The organism is Leifsonia poae, assembly GCF_050632865.1.
Classification (GTDB): domain Bacteria; phylum Actinomycetota; class Actinomycetes; order Actinomycetales; family Microbacteriaceae; genus Leifsonia; species Leifsonia poae_B.
This window is the reverse complement of record NZ_JBODSA010000001.1, coordinates 698,919-713,378: the sequence shown is the minus strand read 5'-3', so window position 1 is coordinate 713,378 and position 14,460 is coordinate 698,919. Positions and strand designations below refer to the sequence as shown.

Here is a 14,460-nt window from a genome sequence, read left to right as displayed (position 1 = left end):
ATGGTCTACAGCGGCAGGTCGATGACGCCGGTCTGCACCAGGTCGACGGCCGAGACCTCGGGGCCGATGAACCGGTGCGCCAGGCGCAGGAAGTAGTCGGCGTCGGAGCCGGTGGCCTCGTAGCGGAGGGTCGGCGGCAGCGGCGAGCGCCGCTCCATGCCCTGGCCGACGAGCGTGCGGTAGACGTCCTTGGCGGTCTCGGTGTCGCTCGACACCAGCGAGACGCCCTCCCCCATCACGTACGAGATGGCGCCCTTGAGGAACGGGTAGTGCGTGCATCCCAGCACCAGGGTGTCGACATCGGCGTCGCGCAGCGGCTTCAGGTACTCGGCGGTGACGCGCAGCACCTCCTCGCCGCTGGTGATGCCCGCCTCGACGAACTCGACGAAGCGCGGGCAGGCCTGGGTGAACAGCTGGAGCGTCGGCGCGGCGGCGAACGCGTCCTCGTAGGCGCGGGACGCGATGGTGCCGACGGTGCCGATCACGCCGACCCGGCCGGTGCGCGTGGCGGCGACTGCGCGGCGGACGGCCGGCTGGATGACCTCGATGACCGGCACGTCGTACCGCTCGCGCGCATCCCGCAGCATCGCCGACGACGCGGTGTTGCAGGCGATGACGAGCAGCTTCACGCCCTGGTCGACGAGGAAGTCGAGCACTTCGAGCGAGTAGCGGCGGACATCCGCGATGGACTTCGGGCCGTACGGGCTGTGCGCGGTGTCGCCGACGTAGAGCAGCGACTCGTTCGGCAGCTGATCCCGGATCGCCCGGGCGACGGTCAGCCCGCCCACTCCCGAGTCGAAGATCCCAATCGGCGCATCCGTCACAGCAGTCCAGCCTACCCGGCCGCCTCGCCCGCACGGCCGCTCGGATGTGCGCTGAGCGCGTGAGTAGGCTGGCGACGTGACCGAGACTTCCGCGTCCACCGCCTTCCTCACCGACCGCTACGAGCTCACGATGCTCGACGCCGCCCTGCTGGCCGGCACGCACGACCGCGAGTGCGTGTTCGAGGCGTTCACCCGGCGTCTCCCGGCCGGCCGCCGATACGGCGTGCTCGCCGGCACCGGGCGCCTGCTGGAGCTGATCGAGCAGTTCCGGTTCGGGGATGCGGAGCTGCAGTTCCTGCGCGACAACCACGTCGTGCGCGACGAGACGATCGACTGGCTGGCCGACTACCGGTTCTCCGGCACCATCCGCGGCTACCGCGAGGGCGAGCTGTTCTTCCCCGGGTCGCCGTTCTTCATCGTGGACGCCCCCTTCGCCGAGGGCGTCATCCTCGAGACGCTGCTGCTCAGCGTCTTCAACTACGACTCGGCGGTCGCCTCCGCCGCCGCGCGCATGGTGTCCGCCGCCGGCGGCCGCCCGCTCGCCGAGATGGGCTCGCGCCGGGCGAACGAGCGGTCGGCCGTCGCCGCGGCCCGCGCGGCCTTCATCGCCGGTTTCTCGGCCACCTCCAACCTCGAAGCCGGCCGCACCTGGGGCGTGCCGACCATGGGCACGGCCGCGCACGCGTTCACCCTGCTGTTCGACAGCGAGGAGGCCGCGTTCCGGGCGCAGGTGGATGCGCTCGGTCCCGGCACGACGCTGCTGGTCGACACGTTCGACGTCGAGAAGGCGATCGAGACGGCGGTGAAGGTCGCAGGTCCCGAGCTCGGCGCCATCCGCCTCGACTCGGGCGATCTGCCGAAGCTCGTGAAGCAGGTACGTGCACAGCTGGACGACCTCGGCGCGACGAAGACCCGCATCACCGTGACCAACGACCTCGACGAGTTCACCATCGCGGCCCTCGCCGCCTCCCCGGTCGACTCGTACGGCGTCGGCACGTCCGTCGTCACCGGGTCCGGCTATCCCGCCTCCGGCATGGTCTACAAGCTGGTCGCGCACCGCAGCACCGGCAGCGACGGCGCGTGGATCCCGGTGGCCAAGAAGTCCGAGCACAAGGCGAGCGTGGGCGGCCGCAAGCACCCGGTGCGCCGGCACGACGCCAGCGGTACGGCCATCGCCGAGGTGGTGCACATCGTCGAGGAGGGCGACACCCCGGACGACACCGGCCGCGACCTCCTGACGCCGCTGATCACGGACGGGGAGGTGCACCGCGAACACCTCGGGATCGAGGGGACGCGACGCGCACGCGAGCACCGGGAGCTGGCGATGAGCGAGCTGCCGGACGAGGCGTTCCGCCTGGGCCGCGGCGACCCGGTGCTGCCGACGATCTTCGAGTGACGCGGCGGGCTACTCGCCCTGGAGGCCCTCGTAGATCTCGCGGCAGGTCGGGCAGACCGGGAACTTCTCGGGGTCGCGGTTCGGCGTCCACATCTTGCCGCACAGGGCCTTGACGGGCTTGCCGGTGATCGCAGACTCGAGGATCTGCTCCTTCTTCACGTAGTGCGAGAAGCGCTCGTGGTCGCCCGGCTCCTGGTTCTGCAGCAGCTCCTCGAGCTCGCGGTCGAGGGTGGTCGCACCGCCGCCGCTTGGCATGCCGCCGGGCTCGGAGATGCTCGCTTCGTTCATGCCTCCAGTGTAGACGCCGCGGGCTGCGACGCTCCTTGACTCAGTCGTTGCGGTTGGCGAACGCCATGAGCTCCGGCCCGCGCCGGTCGAACACCCGGCCGCCCAGCCAGAGGCCGACGAACAGCGTCCCGAACCCGATCAGCACGGCCACGACCGGTGCGACGGCCAGCCAGAAGGCGTTCACGGTCAGGCCCAGCACCAGGAAGATGAGGACGGGCGACGCGAGGATCAGGATGGCGAAGAAGCTCAGCGACTGCACGACGGCCGCCGACGCTCCCGAGGTCTGCGGCTGCGTGAACGCGCTGTCGCCGGGTTTCGTGGCGGGGTACGGGAACAGCGCCGACGAGATGCTGGACAGCCCGAGCCCGATGACCAGGATGGCTCCGCTCAGCGCGGCCACCGACGGCAGCACCGCCCAGTCGCCGAAGACGATCGTCGTCGCGATCGACCCGAGCACGAGCACCGGGATGCCGACGACGACCGGCGGGAACATCCGCCCCGCGCGGTCGGCGAGGCCGCGGACGCCCGACACCAGGTGCATCCAGATCGCCGTGCTGTCGTACGCCAGATCGTTGTGGATGCTCCAGCCGAGGAACAGGCACACCAGCGGCAGCGGCACCAGCGCGATGAAGTGCGACGGGAGCCCGGCGAGGGCGAGGGCCACGATCACGAAGATCGGGATGACCGGGATGAGGACGATCGACACCCAGTAGCGCGCGTCCCTTCCCCAGTACGTCATGGAGCGGGCGGCGACCGCGGCCGTGGGACCGCCGGGCAGGCGGTCGAACCAGCCGAGCCCGTGGTACGCCTTCGACCGTGCCTCGCGCTCCGGCGACGCGATGACGCGGGCGACGAGCGCGACCCAGCCCAGCCACAGCAGGCCGAGCGTGACGAGGGCGATGAGCAGCTGCAGGAGCGCCGCGCCCCACTGACCCTGGGCTGCCGCGCCCGGGGCCGACCATGCGGCGCCGAGGGGGTCCAGGCGAGCCAGCGCGCGAAGCCGCCGAGGGCGCCGAGTCCGTCGCGGCCCCAGTCCACGGTGACGAGCAGCAGCAGCACCGGAGCGACGAGCACGAGCAGCAGGATGCCGATGACCCCGCCGGCCTCGCGCGAGCGCCGCGTCGAGAGCATGGCGTGGGCGATCGCCGTGGTGACCCGGGAGGCGAGCACGCAGGTCAGCACGACCACGACGGCCGAGACGAGCGCGATGAGCACGGTGCCCGGATTCTGCGACCAGGTGATGACGGTGGCGGCGCTGCACACGATGAGCACGAACGACGGGATGCCGAGCAGTCCGGCGAGAAGGAGCCCGGTGGCGAGCGTGCGGTTCGGGATGCCGAACAGCGAGAACTCCCGCGGGTCGAGCGTGTCGTCGACCCCGAACAGCAGGGGCAGCAGGGTGAACCCGGCGACCACGACCGAACCGATCACGACGACCACGCTGTGGGTGGCCGCGGTGTCGGCGACCGAGCGTGCCGCGATGAGCGACCCGACGACGAGGACGGTGATGAAGCCGCCGTAGAGCAGCCCGATCACCAGGCCGAAGACCTGCCACGGGGTCCGCCGGAAGGCGTTCCCCATGATCTGGGCCTTCAGTCGGAGAAACTGTGCAACCACTCCATGCCTTCCGCTGCCTTGCGACCGCCGGCCAGTTCGACGAAGCGCTCCTCGAGCGTCTGCTCGCCGCGCACCTCCTCGATCGTGCCCGCTGCGAGCACCTGCCCGCGCACGATGATGGCGACGCTGTCGCAGACCCGCTGGATCATGTCCATGCCGTGGCTCGACACGACGACCGTGCCGCCGGCCGCGGTGTACCGCTGCAGGATGTCGATGATGTTGGCCGCGGAGACCGGGTCGACCGACTCGAACGGCTCGTCCAGCACCAGCAGCCGCGGCGAGTGGATCATGGCCGCCGCGAGGGCGATCTTCTTCGTCATGCCCGCGGAGTAATCGGCCACGAGGCGGTCGAGTGCGTCCTCGATGCCGAAGGCGGTGGCGAGATCGGCGGTGCGCGCACGCACCGTCTTCGCGCTCAGCCCGCGCAGCGTCCCCGCATAGCGGAGGAACTGGGCGCCGGTCAGTCGGTCGAAGAGCCGCAGCTTGTCGGGCAGCACGCCGATGATGTGCTTCGCGCGCACCGGCTCGGCCCAGACGTCCACACCGTGCACCACGACGCGGCCGGCGTCGGGACGCAGCAGGCCGGTGACGATGGACAGGGTCGTCGTCTTGCCGGCGCCGTTCGGGCCGACGATGCCGTAGAACGAGCCCTCCTTGATGTCGAGGGTCACGCCGTCGACGGCCACGACCTCGCCGTAACGCTTGTGCAGCCCGCCGATGGACAGCACGGTCGGCCGCGTGTCGACCGGCTTCGGCTCCTCGGCCACGGGCTTCGCGGCGGCGCGCGTAGTGCGCGGTTTCGCCGTCGTGGTGCGCTTGCGCGGGGCGCGCGTGCTCGTCGCCGCCGCGGCCGCCGCGGTCTTGGCCGGCGCGCGCTTCGGCGCGGCGGCGGGCTGCGCCTCCTCGGTCTGCGCGGCCGCTTGTTCAGCGGTGTCCGCCATGGTGTCCCCCTCTGCGAGCCCGCCGGTTCCGCCTTCTGCGGCTCCTCGACGGACGAGGAGGGCGTAGGGAGGGCGTGCTCGGAACTCACCCCGCTAACGTACCAATACCTGCATTCATGCGAACCCCTGGTCGGTATGTGGCGCGGGTCGGCTCCCTCCGAAAACCCTGTGCGGAAGATAACGACCCAGCAACGACATGCGTCAACCCCCTGCCCCCGGACAGGGGACCCCGGTATTCTCGACGAAGCATGGAAATCGTGGGTGACCACTTCGTGAACTCGCGGTCCGTGCGTGCTCAGCGTTCGCAGAGCGACGACCCAAGGAGACGATTGTGACGACCCAGGTAGTGATCCTCGCGGCCGGAATGGGAAGCCGACTCGGCCGGAGCCTCCCGAAGCCGCTCACCGAGCTGAGCGACGGCCGCACGATCATGCAGCAGCAGTTCGACAACATCCACGCCGCCTTCGGCAAGGACGTCCAGGTCACCATCGTCGTGGGCTACAAGCTCGAGCACATCATCGAGGCGTTCCCGGACGCGCAGTTCGTCTACAACGAGCAGTACGACCAGACCAACACCTCCAAGAGCCTCATGCGCGCCCTGCAGGCCTCCGGCAACGGCGGCGTGCTGTGGATGAACGGCGACGTGGTCTTCGACCCGGCCGTCCTCGTGCGCGGCGCCGCGATGGTCGCCCGCGACCAGACCTTCGTCACGGTCAACACCTCGTCCGTCGCCGACGAAGAGGTCAAGTACACGACCGGCCCCGAGGGTTACATCCAGGAGCTGTCCAAGACCGTCAAGAACGGTCTCGGCGAGGCCGTGGGCATCAACTACATCTCCTCGACCGACAAGGCCACCCTGCTGCGCCAGCTGCAGCGCGTCGGCGACCAGGATTACTTCGAGCGCGGCATCGAGCTCGCCATCGAGCAGGACCGCCTGCTGGCCGAGCCGGTCGACATCTCCGACCTGTACGCCGTCGAGGTCGACTTCCAGGAGGACCTGGAGCGCGCGAATCTTTTCGTATAGTCGAAGCCGCCGCGTGAGCCCTCACGCAGCTTCGATCAATACGATGGGTTCTCGTGACCAGTATCCCGACTGAAGTGCGCCCTGCGCAGCGCACGCGCTTCACGCGCTACCGGCACTCCCTCTGGCTGCTGACCAAGCGCGATCTGCGCGTCCGGTACTCCACCAGCGTCCTCGGCTACCTGTGGTCGATCCTCGATCCGCTCGTGATGAGCGCGATCTACTGGTTCGTCTTCACGGTCATCTTCAAGCGCGACGTCGGTGAGAACCCGTACATCGTGTTCCTGCTCGCCGCGCTCCTGCCGTGGATGTGGTTCAACGGCGCGGTGTCGGACAGCACTCGCGCATACATCCGCGAGGCGAAGCTCATCCGCTCGACCATGATCCCGCGCACGATCTGGGTGAACCGGATCGTGGCGTCCAAGGGCATCGAGTTCCTGCTGTCGCTGCCGGTGCTGGCGTTCTTCGCGATCATCACGGGCGCCAAGCTGAACGTCGACGTCGTGTTCTTCCCGCTCGCGATCCTCATCCAGACCGTGCTGACGATCGGTGTGGGGCTCATCGTCGCCCCTCTCGTCGTGTTCTTCCGCGACCTGGAGCGGGCCGTGAAGCTCGCGCTGCGCTTCCTGTTCTACGCCTCCCCCATCATCTACAGCGCCCGCGACCTGCCCGGCGGCTGCGGCGGCGGGATCGCCGCCAAGCATTGCGCCGCGTACGTCGCGACGCATCCGGGCGCCTCCACCGACGTGCTGTTCTCGCTGCACTTCTGGTCGGCGTTCAACCCGCTCACCGGCATCTTCAGCCTCTACCGCTCGGCGTTCTTCGCCGAGGAGCTGGACTGGTTCCTGGTCGGCGTCGCCGCCGCCATGTCGCTGGTGATCCTGGGCATCGGGTGGCTCGTGTTCCGGCGCTTCGAGCGCGACGTGCTGAAGGAGATCTGAGTGGCACCGGTCATCGCCGTCGACGGACTCGGCGTGCGCTTCCGCCGCAATCGCGGCGCGCGCCGCTCGTTCAAGGACCTGTTCTCGTCGCGGGAGCGCCGCACGCGCCCGGACGACTTCTGGCCGCTGCGGAACGTCACCTTCCACGTCCAGCCCGGTGAGGCGATCGGCGTGGTCGGGCGCAACGGACAGGGCAAGTCGACCCTGCTCAAGCTCGTGGCGGGCGTTCTGCTGCCCGACGAGGGCTCCGTGCGCGTGACCGAGGGGGTCGCTCCCCTGATCGAGATCACCGGCGGCTTCGTCGACGACCTCACGGTGCGCGACAACGTGTACCTCACGGCGGGCCTGCACGGGATGTCGAAGGCCGAGATCGACGCGCGCTTCGACTCGATCATCGACTTCGCCGAGATCGGCGACTTCGTGGACACCCCGTATAAGCACCTCTCCAGCGGCATGAAGGTGCGCATCGCGTTCTCCGTCATCGCGCAGCTCGAGGAGCCCGTGCTGCTCGTGGACGAAGTGCTCGCGGTGGGCGACCGCGGCTTCCGGGAGAAGTGCTACCGGCGCATCGAGGAGCTGCTGGCCGGCGGCCGGACGCTGTTCTTCGTCTCGCACAACGAGAAGGATCTGCGCCGGTTCTGCCAGCGCGGGCTGTATCTCGACAAGGGCAAGCTGGTGCTCGACGGGCCGATCGGCGACGTCCTGGAGCTCTACAACACCGACTACGGCAGCTGAGGAAACCGTTGGTCGGTGCGCCTTTCTCACGCGCAGAGAAAGTGTCCACAGAAAAAACTTCGGCGAGTTCTCCACAGAAACAGCGTTCGTGCCCGGTTCTGGGCCCTCGAGCGTCGGAGGGCCTCGTTAGTTTCGTCGCATGAATCGACTCCGCATCCTCCGCAGTCCCTCTCTGGCCCCTCGTCCCCGGCGCTTCGCGTACCGCGTGCCGTGGCGGGTCGACCGCACCACCGCACCCCACTTCCGGCTCGTCAACGAGGGGCGCGAGACCCTGACGGGCGTGACGGTCAGCGTCGCCGGCAGCTCGCGTCTTCGCGTCAGCGCGCCGACCTCCGTCGCGCCGGGCGAAGCCGTGCGTGCCAGTGTCCACGGGTCGGACCCTGCCCGCGACACGGTGCTGGTCGTGCGCTGGTTCCCGCCGGACGGGCGCGAGTACCTGTGGCAGCTGAGTCTCTGACGCCCGTCCCACCGGCCCGGGCGGTCCCCGCCCGGGTCGGGCTCGGCGGCGGCGTCCCGCACGCTCGCTTCTGAATGCGTATATCGACCGCATTAGCGGCCCAGAACGCATGAGGTCCGGCGAACCGGGTGCTCGTGCTCTGGCATTGCGCGCGCACCGGCCGTGTACTGGAACCATCATGAAAGACCCCGTCGCCCCAGCCGCCGCCCTGCTCGGCGAACGCATCCGCCGAGCCCGCCTCGACCTGGGGCTCAGTCAAGAGGCGATCGCCGGCCTGGCGGCGATGCACGTCACCAACTTCGGCAAGATCGAACGCGGGGTGGCGAATCCGAGCCTCCTCACCGTCGTCCGGATCGCGACCGCTCTCGGGACCGACGTCGCGTTCCTCACGCAGGACATCAAGCGCGAGCACTTACCGCCCGACCACCGGGTCCACTCGGCCCGCGAGTACCTTCGCGAGCGGCGGCGGCGTTCCCGCCGTTCGTCGTGACCACGACTCCCGCGGTGTCATCGGATGGCGCTCACGGATAACCGGCCTACACTCTCGGGTGATGGCCAAGAAGCAGCAACCGATCATCTCCGTCACCGGTGGTCCGCAGCGGGGCGGCGATACCCCGCGGGCTCTGAACACGACGCTGGACCGTTTCCTCGGCATCCAGCGTCCCGTGGTGCTCGCGCACCTGCGGAGCCTGCGACGGCGGCACCCTGAGGCGACGGCGGACGACCTGGCGCGGATGCTCGAGCGCCGTTACGTCGCGGCCGTGACGAGCGGCGGCGCCGCGGTCGGCGCCACGGCGGTCATCCCGGCGGTCGGCACGGGCATCACGCTGGCGCTGTCGGGCCTGGAGACGGCGGGCTTCCTGGAGGCGACCGCGCTCTACGCCCAGTCGATGAGCGAGCTGCACGGCATCGCCGTCGACGACCCGGAGCGCGCGCGGGCCCTGGTCCTGACGATGATGCTCGGCCGGGAGGGCTCCGACCTGGTTCGCCAGCTCGCCGGTCAGTTCGGCGGGGGCGGGGTGACGCGCACGGCGTACTGGGGCGAATTGGTGACCTCGACCCTCCCGTCGATGGTCGTCGGTCCCTTGGTCGACCGGCTGAAGAGCGCCTTCATCCGCCAGTTCGCGGTACGGGGCGGAGCGAGCATCGTCGCGCGGGCGATCCCCTTCGGCGTGGGCGCCGTCATCGGCGGCGCGGGGAACAACATCCTCGCCCGGCGGGTGGTGCAAAACGCACGCCTCGCCTTCGGACCCGCGCCTATGGTCATCCCCGAGGCGTTGACCCCGGTCGAGGGCCCCGGCGCTGTACGCCGCCTCGGAGCCGCGACCGGCGGTGGTGCGGTCAAGGTCGGCCGCGCGACCGGTGACGGCGCCGTGCGGTTCGGACGCGCGACGGGAGAGGGCGCAGCCCGTTTCGGACGGGCGACGGGTGAGCGGGCCGCCCGCCTGGGCAAGGCGCTGCGCGGAGCGCTCCCTGGTCGGTCCTCCACAGACGACACGCCTCCGAAGGCCCCGCGGGCTCTCGAAGCACTCCCGCGTCCCGAGGACGAGACCGCGGCGACCGGACAGCCGGACGACGCGGGAGCGGAGAAGGCTACGGGCTGAGCCCGCTCAGACGATCGGAGGCCGACCGGCGGCCGTCATGCGGGCCACGGTCCGCCAGCGGAGCGGGCGTCGCTCCCCCGGGTCCGTCCGCCAGCCCTCGGCCCAGCCGCCGAACCAGGCGCGCAGCACCGCGGGCTTGCGGAACCAGCGCAGCAGCTGGATGCCCGTCCACGACCCGACGTACAGCGGGACGAGCACCGCGGGCAGGTTGCGCCGCGCCAGCCACACGCGGTTCCGGGCGTTGAGCCGGTAGTAGTACGAGTGCCGCGTCGGGGAGACCGACGGATGCTCCGCGACGAGGTCGCCGGCGTACCAGACGCGCTTGTCCTGGTCCCACACCTTCCAGGCCAGGTCGATGCCCTCATGGGCGTAGAAGAACGGCGCCGCCCATCCTCCGGCGCGCTCGAACACCGCGCGCGGCATGACGATGACCGCCTCGAGCACGGCGAACACGTTGCTCGACCGCTCCGGGTCGCCCTTGCGGATGCGTGGGATCCAGCGACGGGGAGCCGGGCCGCCGTCGGGCACCCGCAGCCGCGGCTGCAGCATCCCGATGTCGGGTTCCGTGCGCAGCTTCGCGACCGCGTCGGCCAGGAACGTGGCCGACGGGATGTCCGCGTCGTCGTCCAGGAAGAACAGCCATTCGCCGGAGACCAGCGGCACACCCGCGTTCCGCCCGGCCGGGATGCCGACGTTCTCGGGCAGCGCCAGCGAGCGCACGCCGGCAGGCAGGGCCGGGTCGGCGGTCGCCGGGTCCCAGCCGTTGCCGACGACGACCACGTCCGTCGCCACGCCCTGCTGGGCGAGCACCGACTCCAGGCCGCGCCGCAGCTCGGCCGGCCGCGTGCCCTGGGTGAGCACGACGACCGCGACGGCGGGCATCTCAGCCACGGACCCGCCGCGACGCCATGATGGTCACGAAGTGGCCGATCAGCGCCAGGATCGACAGCGGCACCAGAGCGCTGAGCAGGATGCGGTCGGCGAGCGTCGCCCCGATGAACAGGCCGACGATCGAGAACACGAAGATCAGGATGGTCAGCTCGACCGAGTGGTACAGGCGGTGGAACGGCAGGAAGCGCGCGGCCCGGCGCAGCGTCGCGACGAGCCCGTGCGTCGGCGCGTACTCCGACTGCGTGTCGGCGAGCTTCGGCAGACCGGCGTTCGCCCGCGCCACGCGGACCATGTCGTTGAGCGCCTTGTTCAGCACGATCACCAGCGCGAGCAGCGTGCCGAGGTTGGTCCACAGGAAGTCCTGCGGCGCCTCGAACGGGTACCCCGCAGCGCGGATGCCCAGGACGATGGCGATCAGCGTCTCGGTCGAGTAGTGCCCGACGTTGTCGAGGAAGATGCCCGCCGGGGAGGAGGTGCCGCGCCAGCGCGCCACCTCGCCGTCGCAGCAGTCGACGAGCATCTGCAGCTGGCCGAGCACGAGGGCGAGGGCCGCGCCGGCGATGCCCGGGATGAGGAGCGCCGCGGCGGTCGCCCATCCCGTCAGGATCATCAGCCCGGTCACGCCGTTCGCGGAGATAGAGGTCTTGAGCAGGAACCACGTCAGGTACGGCGACAGGTTGCGCAGGTACAGCGATGCGGTCCAGTGCTCGGCGTTGCGGCGACCGCGCACCTCGGGGGCTGCGCGACCGCCCGCAGCTCGGCGATCGAGGACGGACGGGCGCCGTGCGCCGCAGGTCCGGGTACGGTCATGCCTACCTTCCCGTGTGGGCAGTGATGTTGCGGGTGAGCGACAGGTATCCGAGGACGAAGCCGATCCCCCAGCTGAAATGGATGCAGGGCAAGACTACGAGAAACCACAGGAACGGGCGAAAACCGTCGCGCCGCCCCCACAGCACGGCGGAGACGATCACGATCACGGCGTACAGCGCCGGGATCGCGAAGCCCCACAGCAGCCACGGCGTCGCGCCGAGCACGGCCTGGACGATGCCCGCGATCCCGAGGAGGGTGCCGACCGCGACGCCGATCACCATGACCGGCGGCGCGAAGTAGCGGAGGCCGTTGGACGCCGGGAAGCGCCGGGCCAGCTCGCCGCGCCAGATGCCGGTTGAGAACATCTGCCGCGCGAGCCGGTACACGTTCGGACGGGGACGGTAGGTCACCTTGAGCTTTGGAGTGAACCAGACCGTTCCGCCGGCGGTGCGGATGCGCCGGTTGAGCTCCCAGTCCTGCCCGCGCTTGATCTCCTCGTCGAAGAGGCCCACCTCGAGCAGGCGGTCGCGGCGGAAGACGCCCAGATAGACCGTCTCGGCGGGGCCGGGCTCGCCCCCGACATGCAGCTTCGTGCCGCCGAGGCCCACCCGGCTGCCGTAGGCGCGCGCCACGGCGCGCTCGAAGTCGGTGGTGCCCTGCGCATCCATCAGGCCGCCGACGTTGTCGGCCCCGGTCTCGAGGATCGTCTCGACCGCGATGCGGGCGTAATCGGGCGGCAGGACGCTGTGCGCGTCCACCCGGACGACGACCGGGTACCGCGACTCGCGGATGGCGAGGTTGAGCCCTGCGGGCGTGGAGCCGACGACGTTGTCCACGACGCGGATGCGCGGGTCGACGGCGGCCAGCTCCTCCACCAGTTCGGTGGTGCCGTCGATGCTGGGACCGAGGGCGATGGTGACCTCGAACGGACCGGCGTAGTCCTGCGCGAGAAGGCTGTCCACGGCGGCTCGGACGTGGGTGACCTCATTCAGGACGGGCATCACATACGAGACACCCGGGAGGGTGTCAGCGCTTTCGTCCGTCATCTGGTCCTTCGGTGTCGCGGGTCGGCGTCGAGCCTATCAGCCGGGCCTGCGCCGAACCCGGGAGCCCGATGACGGCGGAAGGCCGCCCCGCGCCTGCGGGACGGCCTTCCGGGAAGGGTGCCGGTCACTCGGCCGGGAGCGACCCCAGCGTGACCGAGGCGGTCTTGGTCTGGCCGCCGCGGATGTACGTCACGTCGACCTTGGCGCCCGCGGCCTGTGCGCGCACCTGCGCGGTCAGGTCGGTCGCGTCGGTGATCGGGGTGTCGTTGAGGTTGACGACGATGTCGCCCGCCTTCAGGCCCGCGTCCGCTGCCGCTCCCCCGCTGCTGATGCTCTTGATGAGCGCGCCGACCGTGGTGGCCTTGGCGTCGCTGCTGGCGTCGGCGACGGAGGCGCCCAGGAGGCCGTGCGTGGCCTTGCCGTCCTTGATGATCTCGTCGGAGACGCGCTTCGCGAGGTCGGACGGGATGGCGAAGCCGACGCCGATGCTGCCCGACTGCGAGCCGTCGGAGCTGGAGCCGCCCGCGCTCGCGATCGCCACGTTGACGCCGATCAGTTCGCCCTTGCTGTTGAGCAGCGCGCCGCCCGAGTTGCCCGGGTTGATCGACGCGTCGGTCTGGATCACCGGGAGCGAGATGGTGCCGGTGCTCTGCGTCTGCTGCTGCTGCGAGCCGGAGCCGCCCTGGTCGGGGAAGTTGAAGTTGAACGGGTTCTGGCTGCCGCCACCGCTGTTGGAGTCGTCCTTCGGCGCCGCCGAGGAGGCGATGCTGATGGAGCGGTTGAGGGCGGAGACGATGCCGTCGGTGACGGTGCCGGAGAGTCCGAGCGGGGCGCCGATGGCGACCGTGGTGCTGCCGACGTTGAGCTTGCTGGAGTCGCCCCAGCTGATCGGGGTCATTCCGGACGCGTTGTCGAGCTTGATCACGGCGAGGTCGGTGGTCGGGTCGGTGCCGACGACCTTCGCGGTGTAGATCTTGCCGTCGTTGTCGGTCACCGTGACGCTCACGTTGCTGGCCTGGCCGTCGAGGGTGACGACGTGGGTGTTGGTGAGCACGTAGCCGTCCGAGGTGAGGACGATGCCGGAGCCGGTGCCGCCGGAGCTGGAGGCGGTGACCGAGATGGTGACGACGCTCGGCGACGCCTTGGCGGCGACGGCCGTGACCGTGCTCGCGTTGTTGGCGTCGTTGACCGTGATGTTCTGGGGGCCGGAGACCGTCTTGATCGTGGCGTTGCCCGCGTCGGTGGCGGCGAAGATGCCGACGCCCGCGCCGGCACCGGCGACACCGCCGACGAGCGCGCCGATGGCGAGGGTCGCGATGATCAGGCCGCTGTTGCCGCGCTTCTTCTCCTTCGGAGCCGTCGCGGTGGCGGTGGGCGCGCCGGGAGCGGTGGCGTACGCCTGCTGGTGGCCGTCGGCGCCGTAGGGCTGCTGGCCGTAGCCGGCCGGCTGGCCGAAAGCGCCGTTGCCGTAGTGCGGCTGCTGCGGGTGCTGTCCGTACGGCTGGCCGTAGGGCTGACCGTACGGCTGCGGCTGCACGGGCTGGGTCGGCTGGGTGTGCTGGGCCGGCGGAACCGGCACGGTCGGCTGCTGCGCGGTCGGCTGCTGCGCGGTCGGCTGCTCGGCCGTCGGCTGCTGCGCCGTCGGCTGCGCGGCCGGGGTCTGCGGGGCCGCGGGCTGCTCCGCGGCCGGGGTGGTGTGCTCGGAACCGGCGGCAGCATCCACGACCGCGTCGGTGTCGGCGTCGTGCTGGGAGTTCGCGGGCTCCGGGGTGTTCGGGGTGTCGGTCATGGTGTTGCTCCTTCCAAGCACGAACAGCTTGGGATGCCAACCTGAGCGTTTTATTTGCCGATGCTGTGGACGACCTTCTGCAAGTCGATGACTCTCCACA

15 protein-coding genes and 1 pseudogene are annotated in these 14,460 nt (G+C 70.3%); 7 read left to right on the top strand and 9 right to left on the bottom strand.

Going from position 1 to position 14,460, the window contains the following annotated elements:
* Positions 1–5 precede the first annotated feature (5 nt).
* Positions 6–824, bottom strand: a complete 819-nt coding sequence (murI, locus tag ACRAWB_RS03555; protein WP_431352088.1) for a glutamate racemase — start codon at positions 822–824, stop codon at positions 6–8.
* Between the two features lie 76 nt (positions 825–900).
* Here murI and ACRAWB_RS03550 point away from each other — a divergent pair, with 76 nt between their 5' ends.
* On the top strand, positions 901–2,220 hold the full coding sequence (locus tag ACRAWB_RS03550; protein ID WP_431352087.1) for a nicotinate phosphoribosyltransferase: 1,320 nt from the start codon (positions 901–903) through the stop codon (positions 2,218–2,220).
* Between the two features lie 9 nt (positions 2,221–2,229).
* On the opposite strand, the gene ACRAWB_RS03545 is transcribed toward ACRAWB_RS03550, so the two are convergent.
* The 4 genes from ACRAWB_RS03545 to ACRAWB_RS03530 are packed head-to-tail and all read right to left on the bottom strand — an operon-like array spanning position 2,230 to position 5,066.
* A complete protein-coding gene (locus ACRAWB_RS03545) occupies positions 2,230–2,508 on the bottom strand; it encodes a DUF3039 domain-containing protein (protein WP_064108596.1) in 279 nt (92 codons plus the stop codon).
* A gap of 40 nt (positions 2,509–2,548) precedes the next feature.
* Positions 2,549–3,247 (bottom strand): hypothetical protein, encoded by a 699-nt coding sequence (locus ACRAWB_RS03540; protein ID WP_431352086.1) that lies wholly within the window; start codon positions 3,245–3,247, stop codon positions 2,549–2,551.
* Positions 3,244–4,089 (bottom strand): hypothetical protein, encoded by an 846-nt coding sequence (locus tag ACRAWB_RS03535; protein WP_431352085.1) that lies wholly within the window; start codon positions 4,087–4,089, stop codon positions 3,244–3,246. The genes ACRAWB_RS03540 and ACRAWB_RS03535 overlap by 4 nt, the downstream gene beginning before the upstream one ends.
* Positions 4,090–4,100: 11 nt before the next feature.
* Positions 4,101–5,066 carry an ABC transporter ATP-binding protein gene (locus ACRAWB_RS03530; RefSeq protein ID WP_431352084.1) on the bottom strand — a complete coding sequence of 322 codons (966 nt, stop codon included), beginning with the start codon at positions 5,064–5,066 and terminating at the stop codon, positions 4,101–4,103.
* 331 nt (positions 5,067–5,397) lie between these two features.
* Between ACRAWB_RS03530 and ACRAWB_RS03525 the strand changes: the two genes are divergently transcribed.
* The 6 genes from ACRAWB_RS03525 to ACRAWB_RS03500 all read left to right on the top strand — a co-directional run bounded on the left by ACRAWB_RS03525 (position 5,398) and on the right by ACRAWB_RS03500 (position 9,824).
* Positions 5,398–6,090, top strand: a complete 693-nt coding sequence (locus tag ACRAWB_RS03525; protein WP_431352083.1) for an NTP transferase domain-containing protein — start codon at positions 5,398–5,400, stop codon at positions 6,088–6,090.
* A gap of 74 nt (positions 6,091–6,164) precedes the next feature.
* The gene (locus ACRAWB_RS03520; protein ID WP_363809315.1) at positions 6,165–7,028 is read left to right on the top strand and encodes an ABC transporter permease; all 864 of its coding nucleotides are present in this window, start codon (positions 6,165–6,167) and stop codon (positions 7,026–7,028) included.
* On the top strand, positions 7,029–7,763 hold the full coding sequence (locus ACRAWB_RS03515; protein WP_363808265.1) for an ABC transporter ATP-binding protein: 735 nt from the start codon (positions 7,029–7,031) through the stop codon (positions 7,761–7,763).
* A gap of 139 nt (positions 7,764–7,902) precedes the next feature.
* Positions 7,903–8,220, top strand: coding sequence for a hypothetical protein (locus ACRAWB_RS03510; RefSeq protein ID WP_431352082.1), 318 nt, complete (start codon positions 7,903–7,905; stop codon positions 8,218–8,220).
* A gap of 178 nt (positions 8,221–8,398) precedes the next feature.
* Positions 8,399–8,710 (top strand): helix-turn-helix domain-containing protein, encoded by a 312-nt coding sequence (locus ACRAWB_RS03505; protein ID WP_431352081.1) that lies wholly within the window; start codon positions 8,399–8,401, stop codon positions 8,708–8,710.
* A 61-nt stretch (positions 8,711–8,771) separates the two neighbouring features.
* On the top strand, positions 8,772–9,824 hold the full coding sequence (locus ACRAWB_RS03500; protein WP_431352080.1) for a hypothetical protein: 1,053 nt from the start codon (positions 8,772–8,774) through the stop codon (positions 9,822–9,824).
* A 6-nt stretch (positions 9,825–9,830) separates the two neighbouring features.
* Here ACRAWB_RS03500 and ACRAWB_RS03495 read toward each other — a convergent pair whose 3' ends face one another.
* From ACRAWB_RS03495 to ACRAWB_RS03480, 4 genes and pseudogenes are all read right to left on the bottom strand, one after another.
* Positions 9,831–10,706, bottom strand: a complete 876-nt coding sequence (locus ACRAWB_RS03495) for a glycosyltransferase family 2 protein (RefSeq protein WP_431352702.1) — start codon at positions 10,704–10,706, stop codon at positions 9,831–9,833.
* Position 10,707: 1 nt separating this feature from the next.
* A pseudogene (locus tag ACRAWB_RS03490) lies at positions 10,708–11,525 on the bottom strand (CDP-alcohol phosphatidyltransferase family protein).
* A 2-nt stretch (positions 11,526–11,527) separates the two neighbouring features.
* On the bottom strand, positions 11,528–12,571 hold the full coding sequence (locus ACRAWB_RS03485; protein WP_431352079.1) for a glycosyltransferase family 2 protein: 1,044 nt from the start codon (positions 12,569–12,571) through the stop codon (positions 11,528–11,530).
* Between the two features lie 124 nt (positions 12,572–12,695).
* Positions 12,696–14,360 carry a trypsin-like peptidase domain-containing protein gene (locus ACRAWB_RS03480; protein WP_431352078.1) on the bottom strand — a complete coding sequence of 555 codons (1,665 nt, stop codon included), beginning with the start codon at positions 14,358–14,360 and terminating at the stop codon, positions 12,696–12,698.
* Positions 14,361–14,460: the final 100 nt, after the last annotated feature.

Coding starts and splice junctions, on each gene's coding strand:
- ACRAWB_RS03530 (WP_431352084.1), bottom strand. CDS start 5,066: ATGGCGGACACCGCTGAACAAGCGGCCGCGCAGACCGAGGAGGCGCAG.
- ACRAWB_RS03545 (WP_064108596.1), bottom strand. CDS start 2,508: ATGAACGAAGCGAGCATCTCCGAGCCCGGCGGCATGCCAAGCGGCGGC.
- ACRAWB_RS03480 (WP_431352078.1), bottom strand. CDS start 14,360: ATGACCGACACCCCGAACACCCCGGAGCCCGCGAACTCCCAGCACGAC.
- ACRAWB_RS03495 (WP_431352702.1), bottom strand. CDS start 10,706: ATGCCCGCCGTCGCGGTCGTCGTGCTCACCCAGGGCACGCGGCCGGCC.
- ACRAWB_RS03500 (WP_431352080.1), top strand. CDS start 8,772: ATGGCCAAGAAGCAGCAACCGATCATCTCCGTCACCGGTGGTCCGCAG.
- ACRAWB_RS03485 (WP_431352079.1), bottom strand. CDS start 12,571: ATGACGGACGAAAGCGCTGACACCCTCCCGGGTGTCTCGTATGTGATG.
- ACRAWB_RS03510 (WP_431352082.1), top strand. CDS start 7,903: ATGAATCGACTCCGCATCCTCCGCAGTCCCTCTCTGGCCCCTCGTCCC.
- ACRAWB_RS03535 (WP_431352085.1), bottom strand. CDS start 4,089: ATGGGGAACGCCTTCCGGCGGACCCCGTGGCAGGTCTTCGGCCTGGTG.
- ACRAWB_RS03540 (WP_431352086.1), bottom strand. CDS start 3,247: ATGACGTACTGGGGAAGGGACGCGCGCTACTGGGTGTCGATCGTCCTC.
- ACRAWB_RS03505 (WP_431352081.1), top strand. CDS start 8,399: ATGAAAGACCCCGTCGCCCCAGCCGCCGCCCTGCTCGGCGAACGCATC.